The 25,084-nt window shown below is 52.5% G+C and carries 21 protein-coding genes and 2 pseudogenes; 14 read left to right on the plus strand and 9 right to left on the minus strand.

Annotated elements, in window-relative coordinates; genetic code table 11:
• Positions 1 to 40: 40 nt before the first annotated feature.
• Both BVK86_RS23770 and BVK86_RS23775 read left to right on the plus strand, forming a co-directional pair.
• The gene (locus BVK86_RS23770) at positions 41 to 1,039 is read left to right on the plus strand and encodes an alpha/beta hydrolase (protein WP_075948707.1); all 999 of its coding nucleotides are present in this window, start codon (positions 41 to 43) and stop codon (positions 1,037 to 1,039) included.
• A 98-nt stretch (positions 1,040 to 1,137) separates the two neighbouring features.
• Positions 1,138 to 1,929 (plus strand): hypothetical protein, encoded by a 792-nt coding sequence (locus BVK86_RS23775; protein WP_075948708.1) that lies wholly within the window; start codon positions 1,138 to 1,140, stop codon positions 1,927 to 1,929.
• Between the two features lie 66 nt (positions 1,930 to 1,995).
• Here the strand turns inward: BVK86_RS23775 and prmB are convergent, their stop codons facing one another.
• Positions 1,996 to 2,904, minus strand: coding sequence for a 50S ribosomal protein L3 N(5)-glutamine methyltransferase (gene prmB, locus BVK86_RS23780; RefSeq protein WP_075948709.1), 909 nt, complete (start codon positions 2,902 to 2,904; stop codon positions 1,996 to 1,998).
• 239 nt (positions 2,905 to 3,143) lie between these two features.
• Here prmB and BVK86_RS23785 point away from each other — a divergent pair, with 239 nt between their 5' ends.
• From BVK86_RS23785 to BVK86_RS23810, 5 genes are all read left to right on the plus strand, one after another.
• The gene (locus BVK86_RS23785; protein ID WP_075948710.1) at positions 3,144 to 3,731 is read left to right on the plus strand and encodes a cysteine hydrolase family protein; all 588 of its coding nucleotides are present in this window, start codon (positions 3,144 to 3,146) and stop codon (positions 3,729 to 3,731) included.
• A gap of 132 nt (positions 3,732 to 3,863) precedes the next feature.
• A complete protein-coding gene (locus BVK86_RS23790) occupies positions 3,864 to 4,184 on the plus strand; it encodes a hypothetical protein (protein ID WP_075948711.1) in 321 nt (106 codons plus the stop codon).
• Between the two features lie 76 nt (positions 4,185 to 4,260).
• Complete coding sequence (locus BVK86_RS23795; protein ID WP_075948712.1) at positions 4,261 to 4,818, plus strand: Smr/MutS family protein; 558 nt, start codon at positions 4,261 to 4,263, stop codon at positions 4,816 to 4,818.
• A 384-nt stretch (positions 4,819 to 5,202) separates the two neighbouring features.
• Complete coding sequence (locus BVK86_RS23800) at positions 5,203 to 5,691, plus strand: DUF2846 domain-containing protein (protein ID WP_139315796.1); 489 nt, start codon at positions 5,203 to 5,205, stop codon at positions 5,689 to 5,691.
• A gap of 457 nt (positions 5,692 to 6,148) precedes the next feature.
• Complete coding sequence (locus tag BVK86_RS23810; RefSeq protein WP_075948714.1) at positions 6,149 to 6,367, plus strand: hypothetical protein; 219 nt, start codon at positions 6,149 to 6,151, stop codon at positions 6,365 to 6,367.
• A gap of 92 nt (positions 6,368 to 6,459) precedes the next feature.
• Here the strand turns inward: BVK86_RS23810 and BVK86_RS23815 are convergent.
• From BVK86_RS23815 to BVK86_RS23830, 4 genes and pseudogenes are all read right to left on the minus strand, one after another.
• A pseudogene (locus BVK86_RS23815) lies at positions 6,460 to 6,795 on the minus strand (OST-HTH/LOTUS domain-containing protein); the annotation flags it as partial.
• Positions 6,796 to 7,112: 317 nt separating this feature from the next.
• Positions 7,113 to 7,832 carry an SDR family NAD(P)-dependent oxidoreductase gene (locus tag BVK86_RS23820; RefSeq protein ID WP_075948715.1) on the minus strand — a complete coding sequence of 240 codons (720 nt, stop codon included), beginning with the start codon at positions 7,830 to 7,832 and terminating at the stop codon, positions 7,113 to 7,115.
• A gap of 317 nt (positions 7,833 to 8,149) precedes the next feature.
• Entirely contained in the window at positions 8,150 to 9,679 is a 1,530-nt protein-coding gene (locus BVK86_RS23825) for a DHA2 family efflux MFS transporter permease subunit (RefSeq protein WP_075948716.1), read from the minus strand.
• Between the two features lie 5 nt (positions 9,680 to 9,684).
• The gene (locus BVK86_RS23830) at positions 9,685 to 10,845 is read right to left on the minus strand and encodes an HlyD family efflux transporter periplasmic adaptor subunit (protein WP_075948717.1); all 1,161 of its coding nucleotides are present in this window, start codon (positions 10,843 to 10,845) and stop codon (positions 9,685 to 9,687) included.
• Between the two features lie 227 nt (positions 10,846 to 11,072).
• Here BVK86_RS23830 and BVK86_RS23835 point away from each other — a divergent pair, with 227 nt between their 5' ends.
• From BVK86_RS23835 to BVK86_RS23845, 4 genes are all read left to right on the plus strand, one after another.
• Positions 11,073 to 11,726, plus strand: coding sequence for a TetR/AcrR family transcriptional regulator (locus BVK86_RS23835; RefSeq protein WP_075948718.1), 654 nt, complete (start codon positions 11,073 to 11,075; stop codon positions 11,724 to 11,726).
• Positions 11,723 to 11,995 (plus strand): hypothetical protein, encoded by a 273-nt coding sequence (locus BVK86_RS29580; RefSeq protein ID WP_139315797.1) that lies wholly within the window; start codon positions 11,723 to 11,725, stop codon positions 11,993 to 11,995. The genes BVK86_RS23835 and BVK86_RS29580 overlap by 4 nt, the downstream gene beginning before the upstream one ends.
• Positions 11,996 to 12,160: 165 nt before the next feature.
• On the plus strand, positions 12,161 to 12,664 hold the full coding sequence (locus BVK86_RS29585) for a hypothetical protein (protein WP_139315798.1): 504 nt from the start codon (positions 12,161 to 12,163) through the stop codon (positions 12,662 to 12,664).
• 244 nt (positions 12,665 to 12,908) lie between these two features.
• Positions 12,909 to 18,404: a trifunctional serine/threonine-protein kinase/ATP-binding protein/sensor histidine kinase gene (locus BVK86_RS23845; protein WP_075948720.1), complete on the plus strand. Its 5,496-nt coding sequence runs from the start codon at positions 12,909 to 12,911 to the stop codon at positions 18,402 to 18,404.
• A gap of 56 nt (positions 18,405 to 18,460) precedes the next feature.
• On the opposite strand, the gene BVK86_RS23850 is transcribed toward BVK86_RS23845, so the two are convergent.
• On the minus strand, positions 18,461 to 18,844 hold the full coding sequence (locus BVK86_RS23850; protein ID WP_075948721.1) for a response regulator transcription factor: 384 nt from the start codon (positions 18,842 to 18,844) through the stop codon (positions 18,461 to 18,463).
• Between the two features lie 452 nt (positions 18,845 to 19,296).
• Between BVK86_RS23850 and BVK86_RS29100 the strand changes: the two genes are divergently transcribed.
• From BVK86_RS29100 to BVK86_RS29595, 3 genes and pseudogenes are all read left to right on the plus strand, one after another.
• Positions 19,297 to 20,666 (plus strand): IS3 family transposase gene (locus tag BVK86_RS29100; protein ID WP_092267260.1). Its coding sequence is split into 2 segments (ribosomal slippage): positions 19,297 to 19,765 and positions 19,765 to 20,666, totalling 1,371 coding nucleotides; the frame shifts between segments, so codons are not numbered across the junction.
• 438 nt (positions 20,667 to 21,104) lie between these two features.
• On the plus strand, positions 21,105 to 22,043 hold the full coding sequence (locus tag BVK86_RS23875) for an MBL fold metallo-hydrolase (RefSeq protein WP_075948725.1): 939 nt from the start codon (positions 21,105 to 21,107) through the stop codon (positions 22,041 to 22,043).
• Between the two features lie 122 nt (positions 22,044 to 22,165).
• Positions 22,166 to 22,324, plus strand: a pseudogene (locus tag BVK86_RS29595) (pili assembly chaperone); the annotation flags it as partial.
• 140 nt (positions 22,325 to 22,464) lie between these two features.
• Here BVK86_RS29595 and BVK86_RS23880 read toward each other — a convergent pair.
• The 3 genes from BVK86_RS23880 to BVK86_RS23890 form a co-directional block, all read right to left on the minus strand.
• Positions 22,465 to 23,028, minus strand: coding sequence for a hypothetical protein (locus tag BVK86_RS23880; RefSeq protein WP_075948726.1), 564 nt, complete (start codon positions 23,026 to 23,028; stop codon positions 22,465 to 22,467).
• A gap of 70 nt (positions 23,029 to 23,098) precedes the next feature.
• Positions 23,099 to 23,461 (minus strand): glutathione S-transferase family protein, encoded by a 363-nt coding sequence (locus BVK86_RS23885; protein ID WP_075948727.1) that lies wholly within the window; start codon positions 23,459 to 23,461, stop codon positions 23,099 to 23,101.
• A 500-nt stretch (positions 23,462 to 23,961) separates the two neighbouring features.
• Positions 23,962 to 24,888, minus strand: coding sequence for a DUF4062 domain-containing protein (locus tag BVK86_RS23890; RefSeq protein ID WP_075948728.1), 927 nt, complete (start codon positions 24,886 to 24,888; stop codon positions 23,962 to 23,964).
• Positions 24,889 to 25,084 lie beyond the last annotated feature (196 nt).

The raw sequence follows: 25,084 nt of genomic DNA on the forward strand, positions 1-25,084 counted from the left end.
AGTATACGCAGGCTACCCAAGTAGTTCATCCTCGAACCTTATGGGTGTCTGCGAGTCCAACCGGCATCTTGTTGATGATGGCGTGATGATGCTGCGAGTTTTGCTCTTGACCCTTACCTTGTTTACAGGCTTTGCCCAGGCCACCGTCCTGCAACGGCCGATCTCGTTGGACACAGGCACCGGAGAGCTTTTCGGCTCGTTGCTGTTGCCCAAATCCGACACGCCGGTGCCGGTTGTCCTGATTATTTCCGGCTCCGGTCCTACGGATCGTGACGGAAACAACCCCGACGGCGGACGCAACGACAGCCTCAAACGGATGGCCTGGGTGCTGGCCAAACACAATATCGCCAGTGTGCGCTACGACAAACGCGGGGTGGCGGCGAGCCTGGCGGCCACCCCGGATGAGCGCAATCTGACGCTGGATGCCTATGTTTCCGACGCCGAAGCCTGGGGTCGCAAGCTCAAGTCCGATCCGCGTTTCGGCAAACTGATTCTTCTCGGTCATAGCGAAGGTGCATTGATTGCCAGCCTCGCCGCGCCGAGCGTCGATGCGACGGCGGTGATTTCCCTGTCCGGCAGCGCCCGGCCGGTTGATCAGGTCATTCGCCAACAATTGAGCAATCGCCTGCCGCCAGCGCTGATGCTGCGCAGCAATGAACTGCTCGACAGCCTCAAGGCCGGCAAAATCGACGACAACGTGCCGCCGCCACTTCAGGTGATTTTCCGTCCGAGTGTGCAGCCCTATCTGATTTCCCTGTTCCGCCAGGACCCGGCTGCTGCGTTCGCGAAGCTGAAAATGCCGGCGCTGATCATTCAGGGCAGTAATGACATTCAGGTCGGCGTCAACGACGCCCGTCTGCTCAAGGCCGCCAAACCGGACGCCGAGCTGGCGCTGATCGAAGGCATGAACCACGTCCTGCGCATCGTGCCCAACGACGTCAAACGGCAATTGGCCTCCTATAAAGATCCGAATTTGCCACTGGCGGCCGAATTGGGCGCGAAAATCCTCGGGTTTATTGACGGACTTCGCTCCAGTTGAGCGAGGTTGCACTCCAGTCCTGAAAAAAACGGCCGATAAGACTTTGTCGCCAGCGCAATGACTGGTGACACGTTGAGCTTGGACAGGATCGCGCCGTTATGACTGATACCCAGACTTCACCCGACGACACCGCTGAAAAAGACGCACCGCCAGCGGTTGAGCTGCCATGGGCGGACGTCAACGTCGAACACCATAAAATGCTCCGTCTAGCGCCGTTGAAGACCGATCGAAACACTGGTGGCCGCCCCCTGCGCTTTGTCGAATTCGGCTATGCCGAACGCAATGACACGCAGCGCAGCCTGATGCGCATGAGCATCACCCTGCCCGGCCAGCGTGTGCGCAAGGAACAGAATCATCTGGACGTGTGGGTCGATCACACCGAAAAAAGCGTGCATTTCGGCCCGGACAGCGGCTTGCAGATCGAGCCGATGAACCGCGGCATCGGCCGCTTCATGGCCGCTCAGGGCATCACTTGGGCGAAAAAGCGCTGGCCCGGCTACACCGTCGACAGCGTCGACCTGAACAACAAGGACGCACTGAACGAAGACACGCGCCTGCGCCGCGATCATTTTTTACGGGTGCATGGGTTTGACGTGGTCTATGCCGACGCCCAGCACTTGAAGGGCAGCGTCAAAGACGTGCGGGTCGGCGATCTGTTGAGTGACTGGAACACGGAAAAACTGCAGATCGTGGAAATTCTTGAAGCGGCGCAAATGCTCCAGCAGGCCGAACAGAACCTGGCCGAGCAGGAGGTGAAGCTCAAGAAGCACGAAGAGAAAGTCAGCAAGTACAAGCGTGAAGACGCCGGGCTGCGGTTCACGATTACCTGTCTGGTGGCGTTTGCAGTGTTTCAGGCGGGGTTGTTGATCTGGATTGCAACGCACCGGTAACCGCCGAAATCGTTCTGCGACGCTTTTGTGGCGAGGGAGCTTGCTCCCTCGCCACAATGTCTGAGGTCAGACGCGGGAAGCGAACAAGGCCTGATGATCGCGGCACTGTTCGGCCGTCAGCATGAACACGCCATGCCCGCCACGCTCGAACTCCAGCCAGGCGAAGTCCACTTCCGGGTACAACGCCTCGACGTGAACCTGGCTATTGCCCACTTCAACAATCAGCAAGCCCTTCTCGGTCAAATGGTCCGCCGCTTCGGCGAGCATCCGCCGCACCAGGTTCAAACCATCATCACCGCAGGCCAGGCCCAGTTCCGGTTCATGCTGGTATTCATCCGGCATGTCGGCAAAGTCTTCGGCATCGACATACGGTGGGTTCGACACGATCAGGTCGAAACGCTGGCCCGGCAAACCATCAAACCCATCGCCCTGCACGGTGTAGACCCGCTCATCAACGCCGTGACGTTCGATGTTCTGATTGGCCACTTCCAGCGCTTCGAACGACAGATCCGCGAGCACAACCTCGGCGTTCTGGAACTCGTAGGCGCAAGCGATACCGATGCAGCCGGAACCGGTGCACAGGTCGAGAATCCTTGCCGGCTCGGTGCCCAGCCATGGCGTGAAACGGTTTTCGATCAGCTCGCCAATCGGTGACCGCGGGATTAGCACACGCTCGTCGACAATGAACGACATGCCACAGAACCAGGCTTCGCCCAGCAGATAAGCGGTCGGCACGCGTTCTTCGATGCGGCGCTTGAGCAACCGCTGCACGTGGACCAGCTCGTCTTCTTCCAGGCTGCAGTCGAGGTAGCTGTCGGCGATTTCCCACGGCAAGTGCAATGCACCCAACACCAGTTGACGCGCTTCGTCCCAGGCATTGTCGGTCCCATGGCCGAAAAACAGATCCTCCCCATGGAAGCGGCTGACGGCCCAACGGATGTGGTCACGCAGGGTACGAAGGCGGGAAGTGATCACGACGGCAAACTCCAGAAAAATCGACTGGCGATTCTACCAGCCAAACGTCGCCACGACGACGCGGGAAAAACCCCGGAGCAAATGTAGGACTAATCTCTTTTATCAGCTGGGTATTGAACAAAACGGGCCACTTGACAACGCTGCACGCCAGTAACGACGGTGCTTACAATAGTAGCGATTCACAGAAGCGCTCAGCCAGAGGACAATGTCGCAAAAGCCCCACTCAAAGGAGCCCCAGAATGTCCGTTCCACAAACGATGTTTCAACTCAGCGGCCGCGGTTATGCAGCAGCCAAACTGAGTCAAGCGACCCTGATCATCATCGATGCCCAGAAAGAATACCTCAGCGGTCCCCTGGCGCTGAGCGGCATGGATGTGGCTGTCGCGAACATCAAAAAACTGCTGACTGCTGCCCGTGCGGCGGGTCGGCCGGTCATACATGTGCGCCACCTCGGCACCGTCGGTGGGTTGTTCGACCCACAGGGCGAGCGCGGAGAGTTCATCCCGGGCCTCGAGCCACAAGGCGATGAAGCTGTGATTGGCAAACTGCTGCCGAGCGCCTTTCACGGTACGGACCTGAAAAATCGCCTGGAAGGGCTGGGCCTGGACCTGGTGGTTTGCGGCTTCATGAGTCACTCCAGTGTCAGCACCACGGTGCGTGCCGCGAAAAACCTGGGGTTCCGTTGCACCCTGGTGGAAGACGCCTGCGCCACCCGCGATCTGCCCTACAAAGGCGGCGTCCTGAGCGCCGAGCATGTTCAGCAGACCGAAATGGCGATCATGGCGGACAACTTTGCCGCCATCGCCCAGACCAACGATCTGGTCTGATCAATACGTCCATGAGCGGTCTGCACCGCCGCTCATCCGCAAAAGTCTCTCATTAGCCGTAATTGTCTTAGCCTCAGGAACATCCCGGTCAACTCCCGGTCGAAGGGCCGATACCCATTGAGGAAGGTCGGAATGAAGTTATCCGATGGTTTTGACGCTCGCCGCCTGCGGCCCAAAGGCCAAAGCAACTGGCGTTTTCGAATCGGCGCAGCGTTCGCTGCGCTGCTGGCAACGAGCGGTGTACTGCTCGCCATGGCCGGCGTCGCCAGCCTGCTCGGCCACGCCCCGGCCCTGGGTGAGATGAATACCAACCGGGTCGGCGCGGCCGTGATTCTGGTGATTGGCCTGTTCGTGCTGTACCTCGGCGTGTGGCTGTGGCGCCGCTGCCGTCGCCGTTCGCGACAGTCGCGGGCGCTGAACATGTCCCCGCATCTGATGAAAAAACACGACTGAGCCCAATGCTGCGCACTTTGTCGCGCGCCCATTCGCTTCGAGTTGGGTAAACTGGCCGCCCTTCGCGGAGGCTGACATGCAAGACGACGATTTTTCCCTGTTCAAAAGCGCGATCCAAGGCGTCAAGCCGATCAAGCACGATCGCGCCGAAACCGGCAAACCCAAAGCTGACCGCGCACAGATCGCCAAGCTGCGCCAGGCCGCCACCGTGCGTACCGATGCCACCACCGTCGACGGGCTGTCTGATCAGTTCGTGATCGACGTCGGCCCGGAAGACGAGCTGATGTGGGCGCGTGACGGCGTGCAGGAAAGCCAGATGCGCAAGCTTAAGGTTGGCCAGATTCCGTTCGAAGGCAGCCTCGACCTGCACGGCATGAATGTGGAAAAGGCCCGGGAAACCCTCTGGGCTTTCCTCGCTGAAGCGACCAAATTCGAAATCCGCTGCGTGCGCGTTACCCACGGCAAGGCCGTGCGCCTGGACGGCAAGCGGCCGATGATCAAAAGCCACGTCAACACCTGGCTGCGCCAGCATCCGCAGGTGCTTGGCTTCACTTCGTGCCAGGCGAAACACGGCGGTGCCGGAGCCGTTTATGTGATGCTCAAACGCACCATGATGGAAGGTCGCGACGAATAAAAGCTGATGCATCACGCTTGCAGCGCCGTGTCCGCCACCGTACCCTTGCCCTTTGCGTAAAATCCCACAGGTAGTTTCATGTCCCTGGAACAGAATTACACCGCCATGTTTCGGGGTATTCGGTAGGTTCGCAGGGTCAATAAAATCAAGGGCTTAGCTCCACCCAACACCCCGGAAACCCATGCCAAAACACGGCCACTGGTACAGAAATTGGTACGGGATATCCTTCTCCAGCTTTGCAACTCTGCGAATTAGCGCATCCTCGCATAGCAAAATTCTCCGGGTGAGATCAGGCAACGGCTGATCCCACCACTAACGCTTTTCTGAATTCCGAAAAGAGAAAGGAATCTTTCTGATGTACCGTATTGTTTTTTTAGCTGCCTGATGGGCATCCTAAGCTTGCTGCAAGGTTGCTCTAGCGGTCCATCTTTAGACAATCGGCCTTATTATCAAGGGCCGGCAGAAGTAAACTCTGATAGCGCTACAGTCTACGTGTTTCGTCCATTACACAGCGCTGCTCGCCGAGTGACCCTGTATATCAAACTAGATGATCAGCAAGTGGCAGAGCTGCCTTCTGGCGGCTATCTGAAACTCCAGGTGCCTGAGGGCTCCCACACTTTTGAGGCCAAAACTCCGCCGCTTGGTGGCCCTTTCATCGGAGACCGCTTCAATCTCACCGTCAAGAAAGGGAACGTATATTTCATCGCCGGTGAGATCCTTGAAACGCGCCCTACTGACAATCGGACTCTGGGGGTTGTTAAGGATGGGCTATTTGGTGGTGAGCGGCTTTTTTTCCGCTGGGCCATGGTTCCGAAACAGACGGCTGAAATGAGGATGAGTTTTTGCCGTCTCGTGCCCCCCTCGCCGATCTAATACTCTATCTATCGCCACTCGCATGACTATGCTCCTGGAAAATCCCTCTCCCTCGCAGCTAGGGATTCGATTCCTTCAAGCATTCCCATGATGGATCGGACCCATCGTCGATCCATTCCCCATTTTATAAAGGCCAAAAGACCGCTTTAAAAAGCCCTGTACCAGCATCGTACCAGCCAAGTGCCCCTCCTCGAAGACTCCGCGATTTCTTCCCTTCTCTGTAGCAATTTTAAAGCAAGCGTTTTCGGCTACGATCTGGGCACTACTGATACTGTCAAAAGCGGGGATAGAAATGCCGGTGCAATGAACACTCTCTTGCCGTCGTTCCGTGAGATCTGATATCGGGCTGTCCCACCATTGTGGTGCGCTAAAGATGTCTATTGCACATGTGTTTATGCCAATGTAATTCCGCAGCATGTACTAGGCTTTTCAAACCCATCGCTCAAGGACGACTTTCATGTCAGATCACTCAGTCTCCAATATCGCAACGGCAGATGCTTTGACATTGCTCCTGCACAACCAGCATGCGTTGGCGGCTGCAATAGAGGAGGTCGCCGTGTGGCTTTCGGCTAATGGAGTGCAGGTAGTTGCAGATAACGCTGTGATGGCTATGGAAACCTTAGACACAAACGCAAAAGCGATTACAGATGCAATTATGCGTATACGGCAGTCCTAGGATGCCTAGCAGGCGGCGGTCGTCCTATTCGACCAAAATCGGTCAGTCGTAGTCGTCAGCTTTCGGCCAAGAGCGATCGTTGGTGATAGGTGCTACGAACTCGGATGTCGGCGCCGGGCATAGAGTATTGAACCACGCACCCCCGACGTTCCTCTCGTTTGCAGTTCAAACGTATCTGGATACCCCTTGATCAACTCACTGAGCTTTTTATACCCATGGGTGCGAGGGTCGAATTCAGGTCTCAATTTGCTGATGTTGGTGCCCAGCGCACCCAAGTGAGTCCAGCCATCCTCATCGGCAATGTCATCCAAGATCTTTGCGATAAAACTTACTGGTGCCTTGGGTCGCCTCTTTACCTCGGGCGTACTAGCGACTTTGACGGCCTCGATTGCGGCGGGCGGCTCGGGCTCGGGTCGATCCTGTCTGTTGTGGTCAACGAAAACTGGACACAGGTTTAGGTCTATCCGGTCAGTGATTCGGTTTCCGCTGGCGTTCTGTACCCGTTGTAGCTGTGTGGCCGCTTTTCGCCGATTTCTGCCCTCCATGAGGGGCCGCTTTGGGGCGAAGGCTGCTGCTCACTAGCTACTGTTTTCGACCTGTCGAGGTCATTGATGACGCCCAAACTTATCCAAACAACGTTCTGCCAACAGGTTTTTGCAACATTGGTGTGACAGTGTAACCATCAATACAGACGTAAGCCGAACGTAGTTTTTTGTCATCTTCTGGCTTACGGATTGGCCTGTCATCAGAAGCGCTCATCGAATATCGCGGGCAAGGTGAGCTCCTTGACGAAGCTTGCTGAAGACAGGCTCAAAGCCATGCGGACTATCTGTACGACGTCATGCACGGGAATTGAGTTGCCTTGACCGCGTTGCTCGGCAAGCCCCCTAGGGGTGCTCATTGGATCTTCGGTATTCAGATAGCCCAAGTTTAAACAGGTCACTCCCAGGCGTTGCTGCCTGTACCCTTCGCGAAGTGCATCGGCGATACCACGCAACGCGAACTTGGAGGCTCCAAAGGTGACTTCTGATCGTCCACTTTGTGGCAAGCCAGAAGTCGAGCCGGTCAATATGATCCTTGGGTTAGCACTTCTGAGCAGAACTGGAAGCAGCCGCTTTATCAGCACTATCGTCGAAGTGATATTGCATCTGACGATAGCCTCAACTTGGTCGTCGTTGTCAGCGAGGAAGTTGTATGCGGGATCAAAGGCAAACTCTTCCCATATTCCTAAGTTGTAGATCAGCGTATCAAGCCCGCCATCCACTACGGCCTGCTCGATTATCTGAGCGGCCTGTGCGGGTTCACAAAGGTCTGCTTCCACCCAATGCACAACGACACCGGCGTTATGTGTAAGGTTTTTGGGGCGGGTACGGGAGACACCAATCAAGGTGTCCCCGTGCTCGCCCAATCCGTCAATCAGGGCTCTGCCCAACCCCTTGCTTGCCCCGACTACCATGGTTTTCATTATTGTCTCCTTGACCTAAATGCTGACCGCTGGGCGTGTATGCAAGCAGACGATTCATGGCTTAGCAACAAAGAGACTGTTTCCTGATATTCGTAGGAAAACGCTGATAATCATTTTGGTAGGGCGGAAGCGGATGTAGAACGACCGTCCGCTAATGGCCGATTGTTGCCTGTCGCGACCGGCTGAAAACGACGCCTAGCTGCCGGTGGCGAAGCAAAACAAGGCCAGAAAGGGCCATTTAAAGGTGTCTACGAATGTAGGGACGATTCACTACTTAAAGCTCCACCAGAGAAAAGCGTTTTTCTGCGCTGTTCCCATCAATGGGCTGCAACTTGTAGGGGACCATTGGGTCGTTTGATTAACCATACCGCTCCAATTGATAATGTCATAAGCAGGGTCGCCCAAGCGTAGAAGTCATTAGTGGCGAGCATTACTGCCTGACCATCAACTAAGCGTGAAAAAACCGCTGAAGCACTTTCACGCGTCAGATGATTCCCCATCGCGCCGGCAATGATTTCTTGTTGTGCCTCTGAAGGGATAACTGCAACGAGCTCAGATCTGCTTTCCTTACTCATGTGTTCCCAATAGGTTTGAGTCAATGAAGAGCCAATTGCCATAGACAATACCCTTAGGAAGTTTTGCAAGCCTGCCCCGCTTGCGACTTTTTCACTGGGCAGGTCAGAAACTCCCAATGAGGTTAGCGTGATCATGCAAGCGGGTATACCCGCTCCCAGCACGAACATGGCGATTGCAACTGTCCCATAATCTGCTTGAGTGGTCATATGGGCTCTCATAAAGAATGAAATTGCTAGTACGCTCATGCCATATGTCACAATCCAGCGCGGGTCTACTTTTGGTAGCAATCTTCCTACTATAGGCGCACTTATAACAGCAAGTATCCCCATTGGCGCGGTAGCCAGCCCCGCCCAGGTAGCGGTATAGCCCATTTGTTGCTGAAGCCAAAGAGGTGTTAGAACAATGTTTCCGAAAAATATTCCGAACATCAAACTCAATGTGACGGTGGAAACCAACCAGTTTCGAGATCGAAACACGCTCAGATCAATCACAGGTTCAACTTCAGTTAATTCCCAAATAATCAAGACAATGAGGCTTACTACTGAAATAACTGCACAAGTGGTGATAATAGGAGAAGAGAACCAATCCAGCTCTCTACCTTTATCGATCATGAACTGAAAACTGGTTACAAAAATTGCGAGCAGTGCTAACCCCACACCATCAATTTTTGTGCGGGAGGTCGGACCGTCCCGCCCGCGTAAAACCTTTAAACTACCAAGCATCACCAACAAACCAAATCCGATGTTGATATGAAAAACCCAACCCCAATGCCAGTTGTCTGAAATAATTCCACCGAGGATTGGTCCAAAAATAGGAGCCACAACGGTCATCATTCCCCATAACGCAAGTGCGATATGCGATTTTTCCTTTGGAAAGACAGCGAGCATCAAAGTTGAGGAAAGTGGAATCAATGGTCCGCCTGCCAAACCTTGCAGTACCCGAAAAATCACCAAGCTTCCCAACGACCACGACAATCCGCAGCAAACAGAAAATACTACAAAGCAAACGAGCGATATTGTAAACAAGCGTACTTCACCGACTTGGCGGACGAGCCATCCGGTAAGGGGAATGGTGATAGCTTCCGCTACTGCGTAGGCGGTGATGATCCAGGTCCCCTCTGTGGTTGAGACACCCAAGAACCCCGAGATGGTTGGCATTGCAACGTTCGCAATTGTGGTGTCGAGAACCACCATGAAATTAGCCAGCGACAGAACCACAGCTGCAATGATCAGATTACCCCCACTCAAAGGGGAATGGTTGGAAGTACTCATAGTGTTTATCGCTTAACCACAGCGTTCTGGTCGCTCTTGTCGCTGACGTCGACACTGACCTGCATAGAGAGCCCCACGCGTAGTGGATGCTGCATTATTTGCTCACGATCCAGAGAAATACGAACCGGTAAGCGTTGAACTACTTTGATCCAGTTGCCGGTGGCATTTTGTGCAGGAATAGCCGAGAACGCTGAGCCGGATCCGCCTGCGAAACCAACAACTACTCCCTTGTAAATGACGTTGTCTCCATAGATATCTGCAGTAAGTTCAACAGATTGACCAGGGTGAACGCGCTGCAGCTGCCCTTCCTTAAAATTTGCGTCAACGTAAATTTTGTCGATAGGAACTACTGTCATTAAACGGGCGCCCAATTGCACTTGCTGGCCGATCTCGACTACCCGCTGCGCAATGACTCCGTCAAAGGGCGCTCGCAATACAGTTCGCTCCAGATTGACTTTAGCCTGGCCAAGCTTCGCCCTGGCCGTCAGTACTGCCGGGTTGGAGTTCAGTGAGCCGTCCTCGACGAGGGCCAAGTTCGCTTGCCTTGCTCCTTTCGCTGCTTCATACGCAGCCTCTGCAACCCGTATGCTAGCTTTGGCCTGACCCAATGCAGCCTGCGCCTCGCGAAGGCGCGTTTGTGCGTTGGTTAATTCTTCCTGCGATATCGCACCTACCGCGGCGAGGTTATGCCTACGGCGCTCGTCAACGAGAGCTTTGTCATAAGAGGCAGTGAATCGGGATAGATCACTGCGGGCTGCAGCAATCTGAGCGCTTCGCAGGTCGATCTGACCAGCATAATTCACGTCGTTACCCAACAACTCCCTAACGTGCCGCTCGGTTCGTGCCACCTCAGATAGTGCTTGTGCGACGTTTAGCTGAGCGTCCGTATCATCCAGCACTACCAGCACATCACCCGCTTTCACGAATTGCGTGTCACTGACTCTGACTTCCTTTACGGGGCCCGCTATCAAAGGGGTGATCTGAGCGCTCTCGGCCGCTGTGTAGGCATTTTCAGTCGTCACAAAATTGCCAGCAAAAAAGAATTTCCATCCTGCGTAGGCACACGCAACTAACCCGAAGCCCAAAATCGCGAACCGGAAAAGTTTTTTACGTCGGTATTGAAGGGTATTTTTCGTTGCGTCAGTCGGTGCCTGGATAGTGCTCATATGTCGCTCGTCACGTCGTCACTTGATTAGAAAGAAGCCGCTCGAAATTCAGACTAAACCGATCGGTACGGTACGGTCAAATTTACTGACCTGTTTAGGCCCTTTTAGCCTGATTTTACCGGTAAGGGTTGACTGTACCGATGGGTCCGGCGACCATTGACCGATATTTCTAATGCGCCCATGCCGTTAGGCACATAACCCATTATCAAATTCAGGCTTAAATCCGCATGCAGGCAACCTCCACCGTCCATTCGGATACCATCTCCCCGAAAGCCAGAATGGTTGTCGCCGGAGCACGTGAGATTTTCTTGGCACACGGTTTCAGCGCAGCCACTACCGACATGATTCAACGTGCTGCCGGCGTATCAAAGTCCACCGTGTACGCGTATTACCCTACGAAAGAGAAGCTATTCGAAGCTGTCGTGGAAGCAGAGTGTGAAGCGGCGATCCAAGCAGTGCACTCGGTGGCTATGCACCTGAATGACTTGCGTGACGTGTTGTCGACTCTAGCCCGAGCCTATATGACGATATTTCTGTCACCGTCGGGCTTAGCACTTTTTCGGGCAATAATCGGTGAAGCACCTAGGTTTCCGCAGTTAGCCCGCCATTTTTACTTGGTCGGGCCGAGTTCTATGAATAATCTAGTTGCACAGCACATCGAACGATCTACTCGGATTGGAGAATTAGATGTCAGTAGCGTGGGACTTGAAACAGCAGCCAGTATCTTTACAAATTTGGTGCGCTCGGAAGCACAGATGCAATGCTTGACCCATCCGGGATCAGTTCCTTCCGCCGCGCAACAGGATCAATGGATTAATACTGCTGTCGTCACATTTCTTCGTGCATTTGGCACCTCGAATTTCAATGCAGGTAAGGCTTGACCGCCCAAGTCAAACGTTACTGGGCAGGCAGTAAAAATATATTAGGCTGGTCCCACGGCCATCAATATGACGCTGAATCTGGCGTTCACATTCCAAAGCATTTTAAACAGATGGAAGTTATGAAAACAAAAGGAAAAGGAATTTCGCTGGATTCAAATAAAGCGGAAAGAGGTTGTTCAGTAACAACAGCCATTGACCCGACAGCAAGTTCTAATGACTCCAAATATCCCCGTGGTTTCCTTTCGCCAGCCACCTATACGTACGTATAGTCGCACATGAATAGCAAATGTGTATGCTTAGACAATGGTCTCGCGGATAGTACACACACCCTAGATTCTGCCATGCCTTCAGGCACGACTGACTCGGCCAAATCTTTGAAATTCGAAACACAATACTTATTCCAATATTTTTAGAAAAAAGTGGACGGTTAAAGTATGAGCACCCTAACGCTGATTTCGATGACCAACCCTGCGCATCACTCAAGCCGGGATCTTCATTTGAACATTCCTGTGCAAAGTGCTCCCACGAGTGAAGTGGGTAGCGATGCGCCTTCGAATGTTCGCGAAGGGGTCAAAGTCAGTATTTCAATTGATGGACGAAGCCTTTCAGAATCTGCAAAAAGCTCTAATCATTCTTCTGAAACGGACCAAGCTAAGATGCTTGAAAAAATTCGCGAACGGATTAAGGAAATACAAGAGCAGATTCAAGAACAACAGGCTCAGCTTCAGGCTATTCAAATGAATCGTAACCTGACGAATGAGCAAAAGGCGCAGCGCGTAAGTGAGATAAATCAACAACTGGCAAGCCTTAATAGCGAGCTTACTAGCGCTACAGCTCAGCTACTGGAAACTTTGAGAGGGAAACCGAAAATTGCCGGTGCGGAAGGAGTGCAGCCGATGCCTTACGTAAAACACGATGTAGAAACACCTACTGCTTAGGACATTACCGTGGGGTATTGAGCGCATGGCGCTTAGCACCTATATGGTGCAGTTATAGCTAAGTCTTGGATGCGTTCGACTGATAAATATAACTTCGACGGCCAAATTTTTCGTCCTCGTTTGTGCCTGACTTAGACGTAAATAATCATCAAAGTTATATTCCTGAATCCGACAGCGTGTCATTAGCGTAGCGTCTGAGCGTAACTGATCACCTCCGATTATAGTTAGACTATTGGATAGAAGTATGCAGATATTATGGGACGATGGTGAGCGTGTCCTCTGCCGGCGGTCGCGTCCACATCTTGGCGGTAGTATCCTAATTGCCCGTACCTCCGCTGAACACCCCCTGCCTGAAAGCCTAAATCGACTCAATCATGAATTTGGCTTTAAGGACGAACTAAGTAGTGAATGGGCAGCGAGACCTCTTGAATTATCTCGTGAAGACGGTAGGACAGTACTTTTACTCGAAGATCCTGGCGGTGAAATACTAGCGGGACTGCTCGTTGCGCCTATGGAGACCGCTCGGTTTTTGCGCTGGGCTATCAGGATAGTCGTCGCGCTTCGCAAGCTTCATCAAAGCGGGCTGATCCATAAGGACATAAAGCCTGCGCACATTTTAGTGAACTGCTTGGATGGACAAGTTCGCTTCACTGGCTTTGGGCTCGCCTCGCGCCTGGTCCGCCAACGGAAGGTATTAGAACCAGTAGAAACGATTGCTGGCACGCTCGCGTACATGGCGCCCGAGCAGACAGGCCGGATGAATCGATCAATTGATTCGCGCAGTGATCTTTACTCGCTCGGTGTCACGCTCTATCAAATGCTAACCGGCTCATTGCCATTCACCGCGTCCGATCCAATGGAGTGGGTGCACAGCCATATTGCTCGTAATCCAGCTGCACCGCGCCTACGGGTTGGAACCGTACCGGAGATGCTGTCGCGGATTGTCATGAAGTTGCTGGCTAAAACCGCGGAGGATCGTTACCAAACGGCCGCTGGTTTGGAGCAAGATCTGCGCCGGTGTCAAGACGAATGGCAACAACAGCAAAGTATTCATGAGTTTACGTTGGATGAATACGGTGCATCCGACCAGTTGCTGATTCCCGAAAAACTTTATGGCCGCGAAGACGATGTCGGCAGTCTACGCGTGGCTTTTGAGCGACTTGTCCGAAGTAGTATTCCGGAGTTGTTGTTGGTTTCCGGTTACTCAGGTATGGGCAAATCTTCAGTAGTATACGAACTTCAAAAATCCTTAATCCCCAACTACGGATTTTTCGCTGCTGGCAAGTTCGATCAGTATAAGCGAGACATCCCTTATTCAACAATTGCCCAAGCGTTCCAAAGCCTTATTCGCACGCTATTAGGTAAGAGTGACGCGGAACTGAAAATTTGGCGCGACTCACTTTTAAATGCACTAGGTGATAATGCAGGGCTCATTACCGATCTCATTCCTGAGCTAAAGCTAATAATTGGCGTGCCACCCGCGATACCGGAGCTCGAACCGCAACAGGCTCAACGTCGCTTCCTCTTTGTATTTAGAAGGTTTATAGGAGTATTCGCGCGACCGGAACACCCGCTTGTATTATTCCTCGATGACCTCCAGTGGCTGGACGCTGCGACTCTAAACTTGATTGAAGATCTGCTGACCAGCCCAGACATTCGCAATCTTATGTTGATTGGTGCGTATCGCAATAACGAGGTCGATGTAACTCATTCTTTGACGTCTAAACTTGAAGCAATACGCAGCACTGGTGTCAGGATCGATGAAATCGTTCTTGCGCCGCTTACCAGGTCGCACGTCGAGCAGTTGCTGATGGAATCATTGCGTAGCGATCTGAAAAGTATCGAGCCGTTGGCTGAGCTAGTGCTGACCAAGACGGCAGGTAACCCTTATTTCGTCATTCGGTTTCTACATGCATTGGTCGACGAGTCACTTCTGGTCTTTGATCATGATGCTCGGCGTTGGTGTTGGGACACGAATCGCATCCATGCCAAAGGCTATACCGATAACATTGTTGACTTGATGATCGGCAAGCTGACACGGTTACCAGATGGGACACAACAGGCTCTGCATCAATTGGCTTGTTTGGGCAGCGTAGCCGAGGTTGCCGTCCTTTCGACAGTCCTGGATCTGCATCCAACGAACGTTCATGCAGCGTTGGGGGAAGCGGTCAAGCAGGAGCTTATCGAGCGCCGGGGGGACCTATACGCATTCTCTCACGATCGTGTTCATGAGGCCGCGTATCTACTGACCTCCGAATCTGTGCGCGTGCAGACACACCTACGGATCGGCCGCCTGCTTGCAGTGCAAATCCCGACTGAAAACCGCGAGGAAGCAATTTTCGAAATCGCTAGCCAATTCAATCGCGGCGCCCTCCTTATCACTGAGCGGGATGAGCGCGAGCAACTTGCGCAATTCAACCTTATAGCCGGCCAACGCGCCAAGGAGTCAACTGCATACGCCTCCGCACTAAACTATTTCTCCATTGGCATTCGGTCTCTAGACGAGGATTGCTGGGAGCATCAGCATGAATTGGCTTTCGCATTGGAGTCAGGTCGCGCGTTGTGTGAATTCCTGACAGGACAAATTTCGGTCGCGGAAGAGAGGCTGAAGAGGTTATTGGCTCATGCGAGAACGATGTGCGAACGCACGTTAATCGCCTGCCTACAAGTAGACGTCTATCTGGTACTCAATCAAAGTCATAGCGCCGTCGCTGTTTGCCTCGATTTCCTTCGCCATCTTGGCATCGATTGGTCACCTCACCCTACCAGCGATCAGGTGAGACGAGAATACAATCAGATATGGCCTACTCTCGGAGAGCGGAGCATTGAGGCGCTCATCGAGATGCCCCCGATGACTGACGAGAAGGCTCTGTCAACGATCGAAGCACTGACTACCCTTTTCTCTCCTGCTTTACATACAGATCCAAACCTTGCTTGCCTGACGATTTGCAAAGCAATCAACCTGAGCCTGGAGTACGGAAACGGCGACGCTTCGTGCGTGGCATACGCGAATATTCCCCGAATCGCCGGTCGCCTTTTCAATAACTATCAGGATGGATTCCGTTTCGGCGAGCTCGGATGCGAACTAGTTGAGCGGCGTAACCTAGAACGTTACAAAGCCCGCACGTATCTCTCTTACGCTCTATTCGTCGAGCGTTGGGCGCAACCTATTCGGTCTTGCGGTCTTCAGATGCAGCAGGCCTTCGAGGCGGCGACCAGGAGCGGTGACGTTGCGTTCGGCGCGTTCACTTGCAACAGCTTAGTCTCCAACCTGTTATTTATTGGTGAGTCGCTGATTGAGGTGCAAAGTGAAGCCGAGCGTGGCTTGGCTCATGCCAGAAAGGTGAATTTTGGGCTGGTCATCGACTTTATCGAAAACCAGCTTGCGTTCATTCGAATGCTTCGCGGCGTGACACCCACCTTTGGTTATCTGGAGGATGCGAAGTTCGGTGAATCCCGTACTGAAAGCCGTCTGGATAAAAGCTCTCAACTGTACTCATGCTGGTATTGGACGCGGAAGTTGCAGGCGAGGTTTTTCGATGGCCAGTACGCAGAGGCCCTTGAGGCTGCCTCTCATGCACAAAAGCTGATCTGGACCTCCCATTCGTTTTTGGAGGAAGCAGAATGCTATTTCTATGAAGCGCTGGCACGAGCGGCTCTTTGCGACACTGCGTCACCTGCCGAGCGATCTCGACATCTGAAGATTATTGCAGAGCACCACGAAGAATTACGTGTATGGGAGAACCTTTGCGCAGAGAATTTCGCGAGCTATTCGGCGTTGATCAGAGCAGAAATTGCCCGCATAAAAGGTCGCAGGATGAATGCCGAGCATCTCTACGAGCAGGCAATAGAGTCGGCACAGAATAGCGGGTTCGTGCATATCGAAGCGTTGGCCAATGAGCTTGCATCTCGACATTACGAAGCGCGCGGCTTGACCAAGATTGCTCGACTTTACATGCAGGATGCCCGTTTCGGATATCGACGTTGGGGCGCCGACGGCAAGGCACGGCAGCTAGAGAAAAAGTATCCGTTCCTGAGGGTGGAAGATCCGACGACCAGCCCGACTACCACCACTGCAACTCATGTTGAACAACTCGATCTTGCGACTGTACTTAGGGTGTCCAAAGCTGTTTCAGGCAATATAGTTTTGGAGAAGTTAATTGATACCGTTATGCGCACGGCTATCGAGCAGGCAGGAGCTGAACGCGGCCTGTTAATTCTCTCGAACGATGGGGATTATCGAATTGTCGCGCAGGCAAAAGCTGGCGACACTTCGACCCTTTTGCAACTGCGAGATGTACCAGTGAGCGCGAGCCTGCTACCCGAGTCGATTCTCTTCCACGTCTTACGTACAGGGGAGAGCGTGGTGATCGATGATGCGCTAGCGGAGGCTTCGTATGCCGCGGTCACCTACATCCGTGAACATCGCATCCGTTCGATTCTTTGCCTGCCACTGATGAACCACTCAAAGCTCACGGGGGCGTTGTATTTAGAAAACAGCCTGACAGCACGGGCATTCAGTGGCTCTCGTATCGCAGTGCTTAAACTAGTGGTTTCTCAGGCAGCAATATCGCTTGAAAACGCGCGCTTGTACCGCGAAATTGCTGAACGTGAAGCGAAAATTCGTCGCCTGGTAGACTCCAATATCATCGGAATTCTGTTCTGGACAATTGCGGGCGACATCATTGAGGCCAACGACGCTTTTCTTCAGATGGTGGGGTACGAGCGTGAGGACGTCAATTTTGGACGTGTCTGCTGGAAAGATCTGACGCCGCCAGAGTTTCGTGAGGTGAGTGAAAACTCTATGTTGGACGCCGTGCAGTCTGGCCGTGCCCAATCCTTCGAAAAGGAATACATCAGGAAAGATGGCAGCCGAGTGCCAGTTATCGTTGGCCTGGCAATGCTCGAAGCAAGTCGAATTGAGGGTGTGGCATTCGTAATGGACCTCACCGATCGGAAGAGAGCTGAAGAAAAAGTCCACGAGGGCGAGCGGCGCTATCGCGATGTTCAGAATGAGTTAGCTCATGCCAACCGGGTCGCGACTATGGGGCAGCTCGCTGCTTCAATAGCTCATGAGGTTAGTCAGCCCATTGCTGCAACTTTGATGAATGGCCACGCGGCACTACGTTGGCTGAAGGCGCAACCACCAGAGATTGGAGAGGCAGAGCAGGTACTTATTCGTCTGGTGACCGATGCAAATCGAGCAGCTGACGTTTTAGATCGAATTCGGTCCCACATCCGAAAAACCCCACCGCAAAAATCGTCAGTGGATATAAATGCTTTGATTCGCGAGATGGTGGATTTTACTCATGGCGAAGCGACTAAAGGGGAGGTCACGGTCGACATTGCACTGGCTCTAGAATTGCCACATGTGGAGGCTGATCGCGTTGAACTGCAGCAAGTCTTGCTCAACCTAATAGTCAATGCAATTGAGGCGATGAGAGCGGTCACTGATGGCGTGCGACAATTGCATATCAGTACGTCACAGGATGAAACTGGTGGCATTCTTGTACAGGTATCTGACTCAGGACCAGGTTTTTCTACGGAGCGAACGGAGCAAGTATTCACTGCTTTTTTCACCACTAAAGACACAGGTCTAGGAATGGGGCTGTCCATTTGTCGCTCAATTATCGAAGGACTTGGTGGCAAACTGTGGGGAAGTGGAAATCGCCCACGCGGGGCGATTGTCCAATTCACCATACCCAATGAACAGCACAAACTCCAAGGTGACCGAAATTAAAATTAACTAGCTCTTAGTATCAAATTCAAATCTGATGCCAGATGAAAGATTTGATACTAACCTAGAAGGGCAACTTCTATGTGGTAAAAAAGTTGCTCTGGATCAAAGGGTTTAGTTAAGCACGCAATAAGTTTAGGAGTATGAGCGTTCAGGTGGGGCGCGGCAGCTGGGTGAGCGGTGATGAAGATGGTGGGGATGCAAAAACCCATCGCGAGCAATCGTGTATGCATCTCGACTCCGTTCATACCCGGCATCTGGATATCGGAAATCAAGCATTGAGTTTCAGCCAAGTCGCTCGCGTTCAAAAAATCTAACGCGCAACTATAGGTTTGGGGTTTATAGCCGCAAGATCTTAATAAGCTTTTTAGAGCATCACGAACATCTTTGTCATCATCGACTACAGCAACGATTGCCGCACACGCTTTATTATTTGGTGTCATTTTATCTTCTCGAGATATCACCTCTTATTTCTACCAAGATACCCGGTTTGGAGATTTAGAGAATCATATCTCCGTATAGCTCTTAAAGATTTAAGTGTTTTTAGCGCACTGATAGTCATTCACATTTGTGCTGCTAGGCATTGAAACGCTTTTAAAGATTGTCTTTGAGGTCAAGGTGAATCACCCCCGAATTTCATAGACGCCTCTGTACCTTAAATTGAAGCCAAGTAGGAGTTGCCAAGAGCAACCCGATCTACCCCGAAGAATTCAAAATCCATGCGGTCAATCAAGTGACCGATCAGAAGCTGCCTGTCGGCTGATGTAGCGCCCCGTGTCGACGTGTCGACGCATAAGAGCTTCGTTGGCGCATGGAATCCTGGCGTTAAGGGCTATCGCGTCCGCTTAAAAATGATCTGACCCCGAAATGTTGGACATCAACATTGAGGGGTGTCATGAAAAAGTACACAGAGCAGGCGAAATTGTCGGTTGTTGAAGATTACTGTTCGGGTAACGCAGGTCACAGAGAGGTCGCGCATCGTCACGGGGTCAATGCTTCTTCGCTTCGAAAGTGGATTGCGGCATATCAGGCGCTTGGTGCCGCAGGCCTCAAAAGTAAGAGAAAGAAGAACTACAGCCCTGAGTTCAAGCTGAATGTATTGCAGCGCATGCGAGAGGAAGAGCTGTCCTATCGCCAAGTCGCTGCTCTGTTTGATATCCGGAAATCCGACATCATTGGCGAATGGGAGCGCAGGTATGATGAAGGCGGTTTGGAGGCCTTGTCCCGGCCGCCAGGAAGCGGACTTCACAAAAAAATGACAAACCCCATCCCGTCCATTCAGCTTGAATCTTCGGACGATGAAGCTCGTACGCGTGATGATTTGCTGGTCGAATTGAGCCAGTTGCGGATGGAAATTGCTTATTTAAAAAAGCTCGATGCCTTGGTTCAAGCGAAGGAACGAGCAGCGCAGCGGAAAAAGCGCAAATCGTGATTGAACTGAGGCAGGAGCACCCTCTGGAAGGCCTTCTGAAATTGGCTGGCCTGGCCCGTAGCACTTTTTACTATCAACAAAAGGTGCAGCAATCCGTTGATAAATACGCGGTGCTGAAGTCCAGAATTTGCTCAATTTTCGACGAGCACAAGGGCCGATATGGCTATCGCCGTATCACTGCTGCCGTTCGGCGAGCTGGCCACCTCGTGAACCACAAGACTGTTCAGCGCCTCATGGGCGAGCTTCAGTTGAAAAGCCGTGTGCGCATAAAGAAATACCGGGCCTACAGAGGCGAAGAGGGTCAGGTAGCGCCGAACCTGCTGAAACGGAAGTTTGATGCCAAACGACCGAACCAGAAATGGGTAACCGATGTGACGGAGTTTCGGGTCGGTGGGCAGAAGCTTTATCTCTCGCCGATCCTTGACCTCTATAACGGCGAAATAATCGCCTTCAAGACCGCGAGGCGCCCGCTGTTCGACATGGTTGGTGCGATGCTACGGCAAGCTTTTGAGAGACTGCGGCCACGCGATAAACCAATCTTGCATTCCGACCAGGGATGGCAGTACCGGATGCCTATCTACCGCCGCGTGCTGAACGAGCGCGCGGTAAAGCCAAGCATGTCCCGCAAAGGAAATTGCTATGACAATGCGGCTATGGAGAGCTTTTTTGGCACGTTGAAATCCGAGTTCTTTTACCTGAACAAATTCAATAGTCTCGATGAGCTTGAAGCAGGTATAGAGGGCTACATACACTACTACAATCATTCGCGAATCAGGCTGAAGCTAAGTGGCCTGAGCCCTGTGGAATACAGGACTCAAGCTCGGCGGGCATAGAAGGCGTCCAACATTTCGGGGTCAGATCAAAATACGCGGACACCATCGCCCTTAATGCTGGAGTTCGGAAGGTGACTTGGCCGGACGCTTACCGCAATTGAGCTCCGCTACCAACATGTGTTGGCTAGTTATTTGTCATGACAACGCCGCATTCGGCCCTTCGCCGCAAGACCCATTACTTCTCCCGTGCCGAGAGGTCTTGTAGTTTTCTTGCTGGCTTTCCGATGCTTATCTACTCTTGCCAGGCCGTTTAGCCATGACCTGGATTGAGCAACTTTTCATACTTTTGCTCAGATCGATCACCCTAATGCCTGAGGCTTCTATACCCGGGTATGGTATCGAGCGCGTTCGCCCCGATGCAGACTATTTCTCCGGGCGACACACCACTCTCAAACCGAAGGTGGAGTGTTCGCCGATCCAGGTAATAGGAGAATGATCATGACGACGCATCTGAACCACAGCGCCCCAAAGGCTGAAACCAACGATCAGCAGGGATCGGGTTTCGAAGAGCTGGTGCCTTCGCGTTATGCCGTGCGGGTCGGCGAGATCGACGTGCTGGTGATCAGCGACGGCGTGCTGCCGCTGCCGACATCAACCATGTCCACCAACGCCGACCCGGCCGCCCGCGCGGCGTGGTTCAAGGACATGTTCCTGGGGCCGGACGCTTTCGACTGGGCGTTGAACGTGCTGGTGGTGCGCAGCGGCGAGCAGGTGATCCTGGTCGATGCCGGCCTGGGCGGGCAGTTCCCCGGTTTCCCGCGGGCCGGGCAGTTCCCCAAGCGTCTGGCGGGTGCCGGTATCGAACTGGAGGCGGTGACCGACGTCATCATTACCCACATGCACATGGACCACATCGGTGGGCTGCTGGTGGATGAAGTGAAGAACCGTCTGCGTCCGGACGTGCGCATCCATGTGGCCGCGACTGAAGTCGCGTTCTGGGAATCACCGGATTTCACCCAGACTGAAATGCCGTCGCCTGTGCCGGATGTACTGCGGTCGACTGCCAACGAGTTCATGGCTATTTATGGCGACAAGGTGCGCACGTTCGAAAATGAATACGAAGTAGCGCCGGGTGTGGTTGCCAAGCTGACTGGCGGTCACACGCCGGGGCATTGTGTGGTGTATGTGAACTCGGGTGGCGAGCGGTTGACCTTTGCTGGGGACGCGCTGTTTCCGGTGGCGTTCGAGCATCCGGATTGGCATAACGGGTTTGAACATGATCCCGAGGAGTCAGTGCGGGTTCGAGTTCGTTTGATGCAAGAGGCAGTGGCGAGCGGGGAGTTGTTTGTAGCGACGCACTTGCCGTTTCCTTCGGTTGGGCGGGTGAAGGTAGATGGGGATGCGTTTCGGTGGGTGGCGGCATTTTGGGATTTTTGATGGCTCGGTGGAGCTCGGCCAAATTTAGAGTGGGCCGCTGTCACCTCGACAATGATGTCGTCCTACTCTCCGTCTAGCCAGTAGGCTCACACAGTTGAATTGCGCAAGAATCTTCATTTGTCGTGAGTGCGGTGACCAGCATGCAATCGAGACTGAGCCGCACCGGAATCGGGATTGAGCTGGCAAATGAGGCGGGGCAGTTGATTCTCGAGATTCAACAGGGCTCGAGGCGTGTGTTATATACGGTCAGCCAGTTCAATTCCACCCTACAATTGAATTGACCACAAACCTGTAGGAGCGAGCTTGGTCGCGATGGAGGCCAACGATAACGCGGGGTGTCAGGCATCCAACGTAAAAGTTAACCATCGTGAGCAAGCCACGCTCCCACAGGGGTTGCAGCCCAGCCCCAACCAGGGTGTGGTCAGAGTGCTGCGAGGAACTTGTCCACCACCTGACTCTTGTTCTGGTCGCCACCCTTCTGCTCTTTCTCCTGCTCGACGATTTCCGCTTTTTCCTGCATGCGCCGGGCGACTTCCTCGCCGATAGCCTTTTGTCTCTCCGGCGGCATCTCGTCGACTTGTTCCTGAGTCAGGCCCATCTCTTCCAGTATCGCGTCGTGGATGCGCTGTTCCGGGGTCTTGCTCATGTATTCCTTGAATTCGGAAGTGGCCGAACCTACGCCATTGACGGCCTCCGCCACGCCTTCAGGCAATGGCGCATAGACCGCTTGCAGATTCACACGGGTCTTAGCGAATGCTTCGTCAACGTTGTCGCTGATCTTGGTAGCCTCGCTGACCTGCTGCGTAGTCTGCCCCGTAGCGGATTCCTGAACCTGTGTAGTGATCTGGGGGTCCTGCGCCTGCACGCTGTTTTGCAGAGCCTGGGTTATGACGCTTTGCAGTCCGGCCGCAGCCTCGGCAGTGGCGTCTTCGCCGGGACGCTTGGGAAGCGGCATGACCAGATTTTGTTTGGCACTGACCAACATGATGAAGTCCTTTTGGATGATTTCGGAGCAGGACTTCTTGCAAAGACTATACCTATAATAAAAACTTTATTTAAATCAATTGATTAAATGTTAAAAGACAGCCTTTCCACCGCGGAATGGGCAAATCTATGCCGACGAACGGCAAAGGTTTGCGGGCGCAGGGAAGGTCGATACCGCACTGTTTCAGAAATCCGGATTGGTGTGTCAATCGCTTGGTCGACAGCTTAATGATGATACCGGCCAGGGTAAATCTGGGCCAGGCGACATAGGCCCTTGGGGATCGCCATTTGAAGTTGAGGATGCCCGTCTTCTGGGTAAAGCCGCGCTCGCTGAGTGCCAAGCGATGCGGGCGCTGAAACTCCGAATCTTTGCGTACAAGCGCCGTGAATGCGTAGCTAAACGCTGAGTTAAGTTCGGTGGCTTGCCGGTGCATCCTTTGTTCCACTCGGGCGCGGGCCGAGGGCCCGGTGGGCTGTTTCGCAGAACATCCACTCGGCCCTCCGACGGTGCAGGTCAAATCATAAGCAAAAAGAGAGTCGACCTTCGAACCGACTTGCCGGGAAGGTATGCTTCTATGTAGGAGCAAACATGCTGGCTTCTAGAGTGGGTTGGACTGTCCACAGAGTGTGCTGGTCCTGCCCACTCGATAACTGTCCCATCATGCTGCATGCTTCCCTGCTGGCCAATGCCGAGATATTGCCGCAGGCCAGACAAGGGAGCTACTTTTTCAACAGAATCGGCCGATTTCTGCCTATCACGAGGGGCAGAGAACGGCCAATAGCGGACGTTCGTCATCCTCGATCGCATCAGCATCAATTGCCTTTCCCGTCATTTAAAAATGGTTGCTAAGAGTCAATAAGAGATATCGTAATTGAGCCGGCAACCTGCGCAGGGGGGCTCGTCGATGCTGAGCTATAGCTTGTTTTTATACTTCTATCCTACTTCCCTCTTGAGATGATTAAAGTCCTCAGAAGCCGCGGGATGCTTAAGTAAATCTTTAATAAAATCTTCAGTGTAGTTGCACTTAATTAACGCATCCCCGATTGATTCCGAATTTAAAAACGCCTCGTACAGTGAAACGATCCCTATACCTTTGGGTGACTTCTCAAGAAGGTAGACTACGAGCGGATGCTTTTCAAATGTTCGTAAAGCCCGACTCCTTAAGTTGCTATTAGAAGACTTAATTATTTGCTCAAAATTATCAGGCTGGAGTTTAGACATAATTGACTCGGTGTAACTCTTAAGTACCGAGCTCAAGTCCTTAAGTCCGGCGACCTGAGAGGAAAGGTCTTCGAGCTCATGGTCCCGTTTTTTTGCTGCAAGTAAATCCGCAAAGAGTCCGGCCCATTGATCCCGAAGCCAAGATGATAAGTCGTCAAACTTCTCAAAATCGCGAACTAAATTGTTTCTTTTCTGAGAGTATATATCGTCGATTAGTTTGAAAATATTGACATTGTCGACATGAGCATATGAAATATCCTTGTTATGTCTGTTTTTTTTGTAGGTGTGGTACTCGGAGTGAACATTTTTCTCTATAAAAATATAAATTGGAATATCATTAACTCTTGCGGTCTCATACTCTTTTTTTGTCACCGAATTAAAGTGCTCTAATCCAGACTCGATATCAGTATCTGAAGACGGACTTCCATATCTCCCTCCGATTATTAGAACCAGTATGTGACAATTTTTTATTTCATCATAGCAAGAAACGTCTAAAGGTGAGTCGTGATGAAATGGAATGTCGCCCTGCTCGTATAAAACAGATTCATAACCTAATCCATCGATGAAAATTTCAAGACTATTTCTAATATGCTTAAGATCATAATAAGTAGAAGATACGAAAACACGTGGTTTGGCCATGGCATTCCATTCCAGATTACTAAAATTCCGCCGATAATATCAAAAAGCCACAGGCGCGTCGATTGGTGCCAGAAAATGAATTGAGCTCTGCAGTACGTATTACGTTCAGTTGTCAAGGACACAGCTGAACGCAAGGGAGCAAATCCGATAGTGCTTGCTCAATGTAGCGCAGCCGATTCCTGGCATACGTTAGGAG

The sequence above is a fragment of the Pseudomonas reinekei genome, from assembly GCF_001945365.1.
GTDB lineage: Bacteria > Pseudomonadota > Gammaproteobacteria > Pseudomonadales > Pseudomonadaceae > Aquipseudomonas > Aquipseudomonas reinekei.

Bases quoted from the DNA above. Each gene is read 5' to 3' on its own strand.
- BVK86_RS23820 (WP_075948715.1), bottom strand. From the start codon at position 7,832: ATGAAAACCATGGTAGTCGGGGCAAGCAAGGGGTTGGGCAGAGCCCTG.
- BVK86_RS23785 (WP_075948710.1), top strand. From the start codon at position 3,144: ATGTCCGTTCCACAAACGATGTTTCAACTCAGCGGCCGCGGTTATGCA.
- BVK86_RS23795 (WP_075948712.1), top strand. From the start codon at position 4,261: ATGCAAGACGACGATTTTTCCCTGTTCAAAAGCGCGATCCAAGGCGTC.
- BVK86_RS23885 (WP_075948727.1), bottom strand. From the start codon at position 23,461: ATGCACCGGCAAGCCACCGAACTTAACTCAGCGTTTAGCTACGCATTC.
- BVK86_RS23810 (WP_075948714.1), top strand. From the start codon at position 6,149: ATGTCAGATCACTCAGTCTCCAATATCGCAACGGCAGATGCTTTGACA.
- BVK86_RS23775 (WP_075948708.1), top strand. From the start codon at position 1,138: ATGACTGATACCCAGACTTCACCCGACGACACCGCTGAAAAAGACGCA.
- BVK86_RS23845 (WP_075948720.1), top strand. From the start codon at position 12,909: ATGCAGATATTATGGGACGATGGTGAGCGTGTCCTCTGCCGGCGGTCG.
- BVK86_RS23835 (WP_075948718.1), top strand. From the start codon at position 11,073: ATGCAGGCAACCTCCACCGTCCATTCGGATACCATCTCCCCGAAAGCC.
- BVK86_RS23875 (WP_075948725.1), top strand. From the start codon at position 21,105: ATGACGACGCATCTGAACCACAGCGCCCCAAAGGCTGAAACCAACGAT.
- BVK86_RS29585 (WP_139315798.1), top strand. From the start codon at position 12,161: ATGAGCACCCTAACGCTGATTTCGATGACCAACCCTGCGCATCACTCA.
- BVK86_RS23850 (WP_075948721.1), bottom strand. From the start codon at position 18,844: ATGACACCAAATAATAAAGCGTGTGCGGCAATCGTTGCTGTAGTCGAT.
- BVK86_RS23830 (WP_075948717.1), bottom strand. From the start codon at position 10,845: ATGAGCACTATCCAGGCACCGACTGACGCAACGAAAAATACCCTTCAA.
- BVK86_RS23880 (WP_075948726.1), bottom strand. From the start codon at position 23,028: ATGTTGGTCAGTGCCAAACAAAATCTGGTCATGCCGCTTCCCAAGCGT.
- BVK86_RS23890 (WP_075948728.1), bottom strand. From the start codon at position 24,888: ATGGCCAAACCACGTGTTTTCGTATCTTCTACTTATTATGATCTTAAG.
- BVK86_RS23790 (WP_075948711.1), top strand. From the start codon at position 3,864: ATGAAGTTATCCGATGGTTTTGACGCTCGCCGCCTGCGGCCCAAAGGC.
- BVK86_RS23800 (WP_139315796.1), top strand. From the start codon at position 5,203: ATGGGCATCCTAAGCTTGCTGCAAGGTTGCTCTAGCGGTCCATCTTTA.
- BVK86_RS23825 (WP_075948716.1), bottom strand. From the start codon at position 9,679: ATGAGTACTTCCAACCATTCCCCTTTGAGTGGGGGTAATCTGATCATT.
- BVK86_RS23770 (WP_075948707.1), top strand. From the start codon at position 41: ATGGGTGTCTGCGAGTCCAACCGGCATCTTGTTGATGATGGCGTGATG.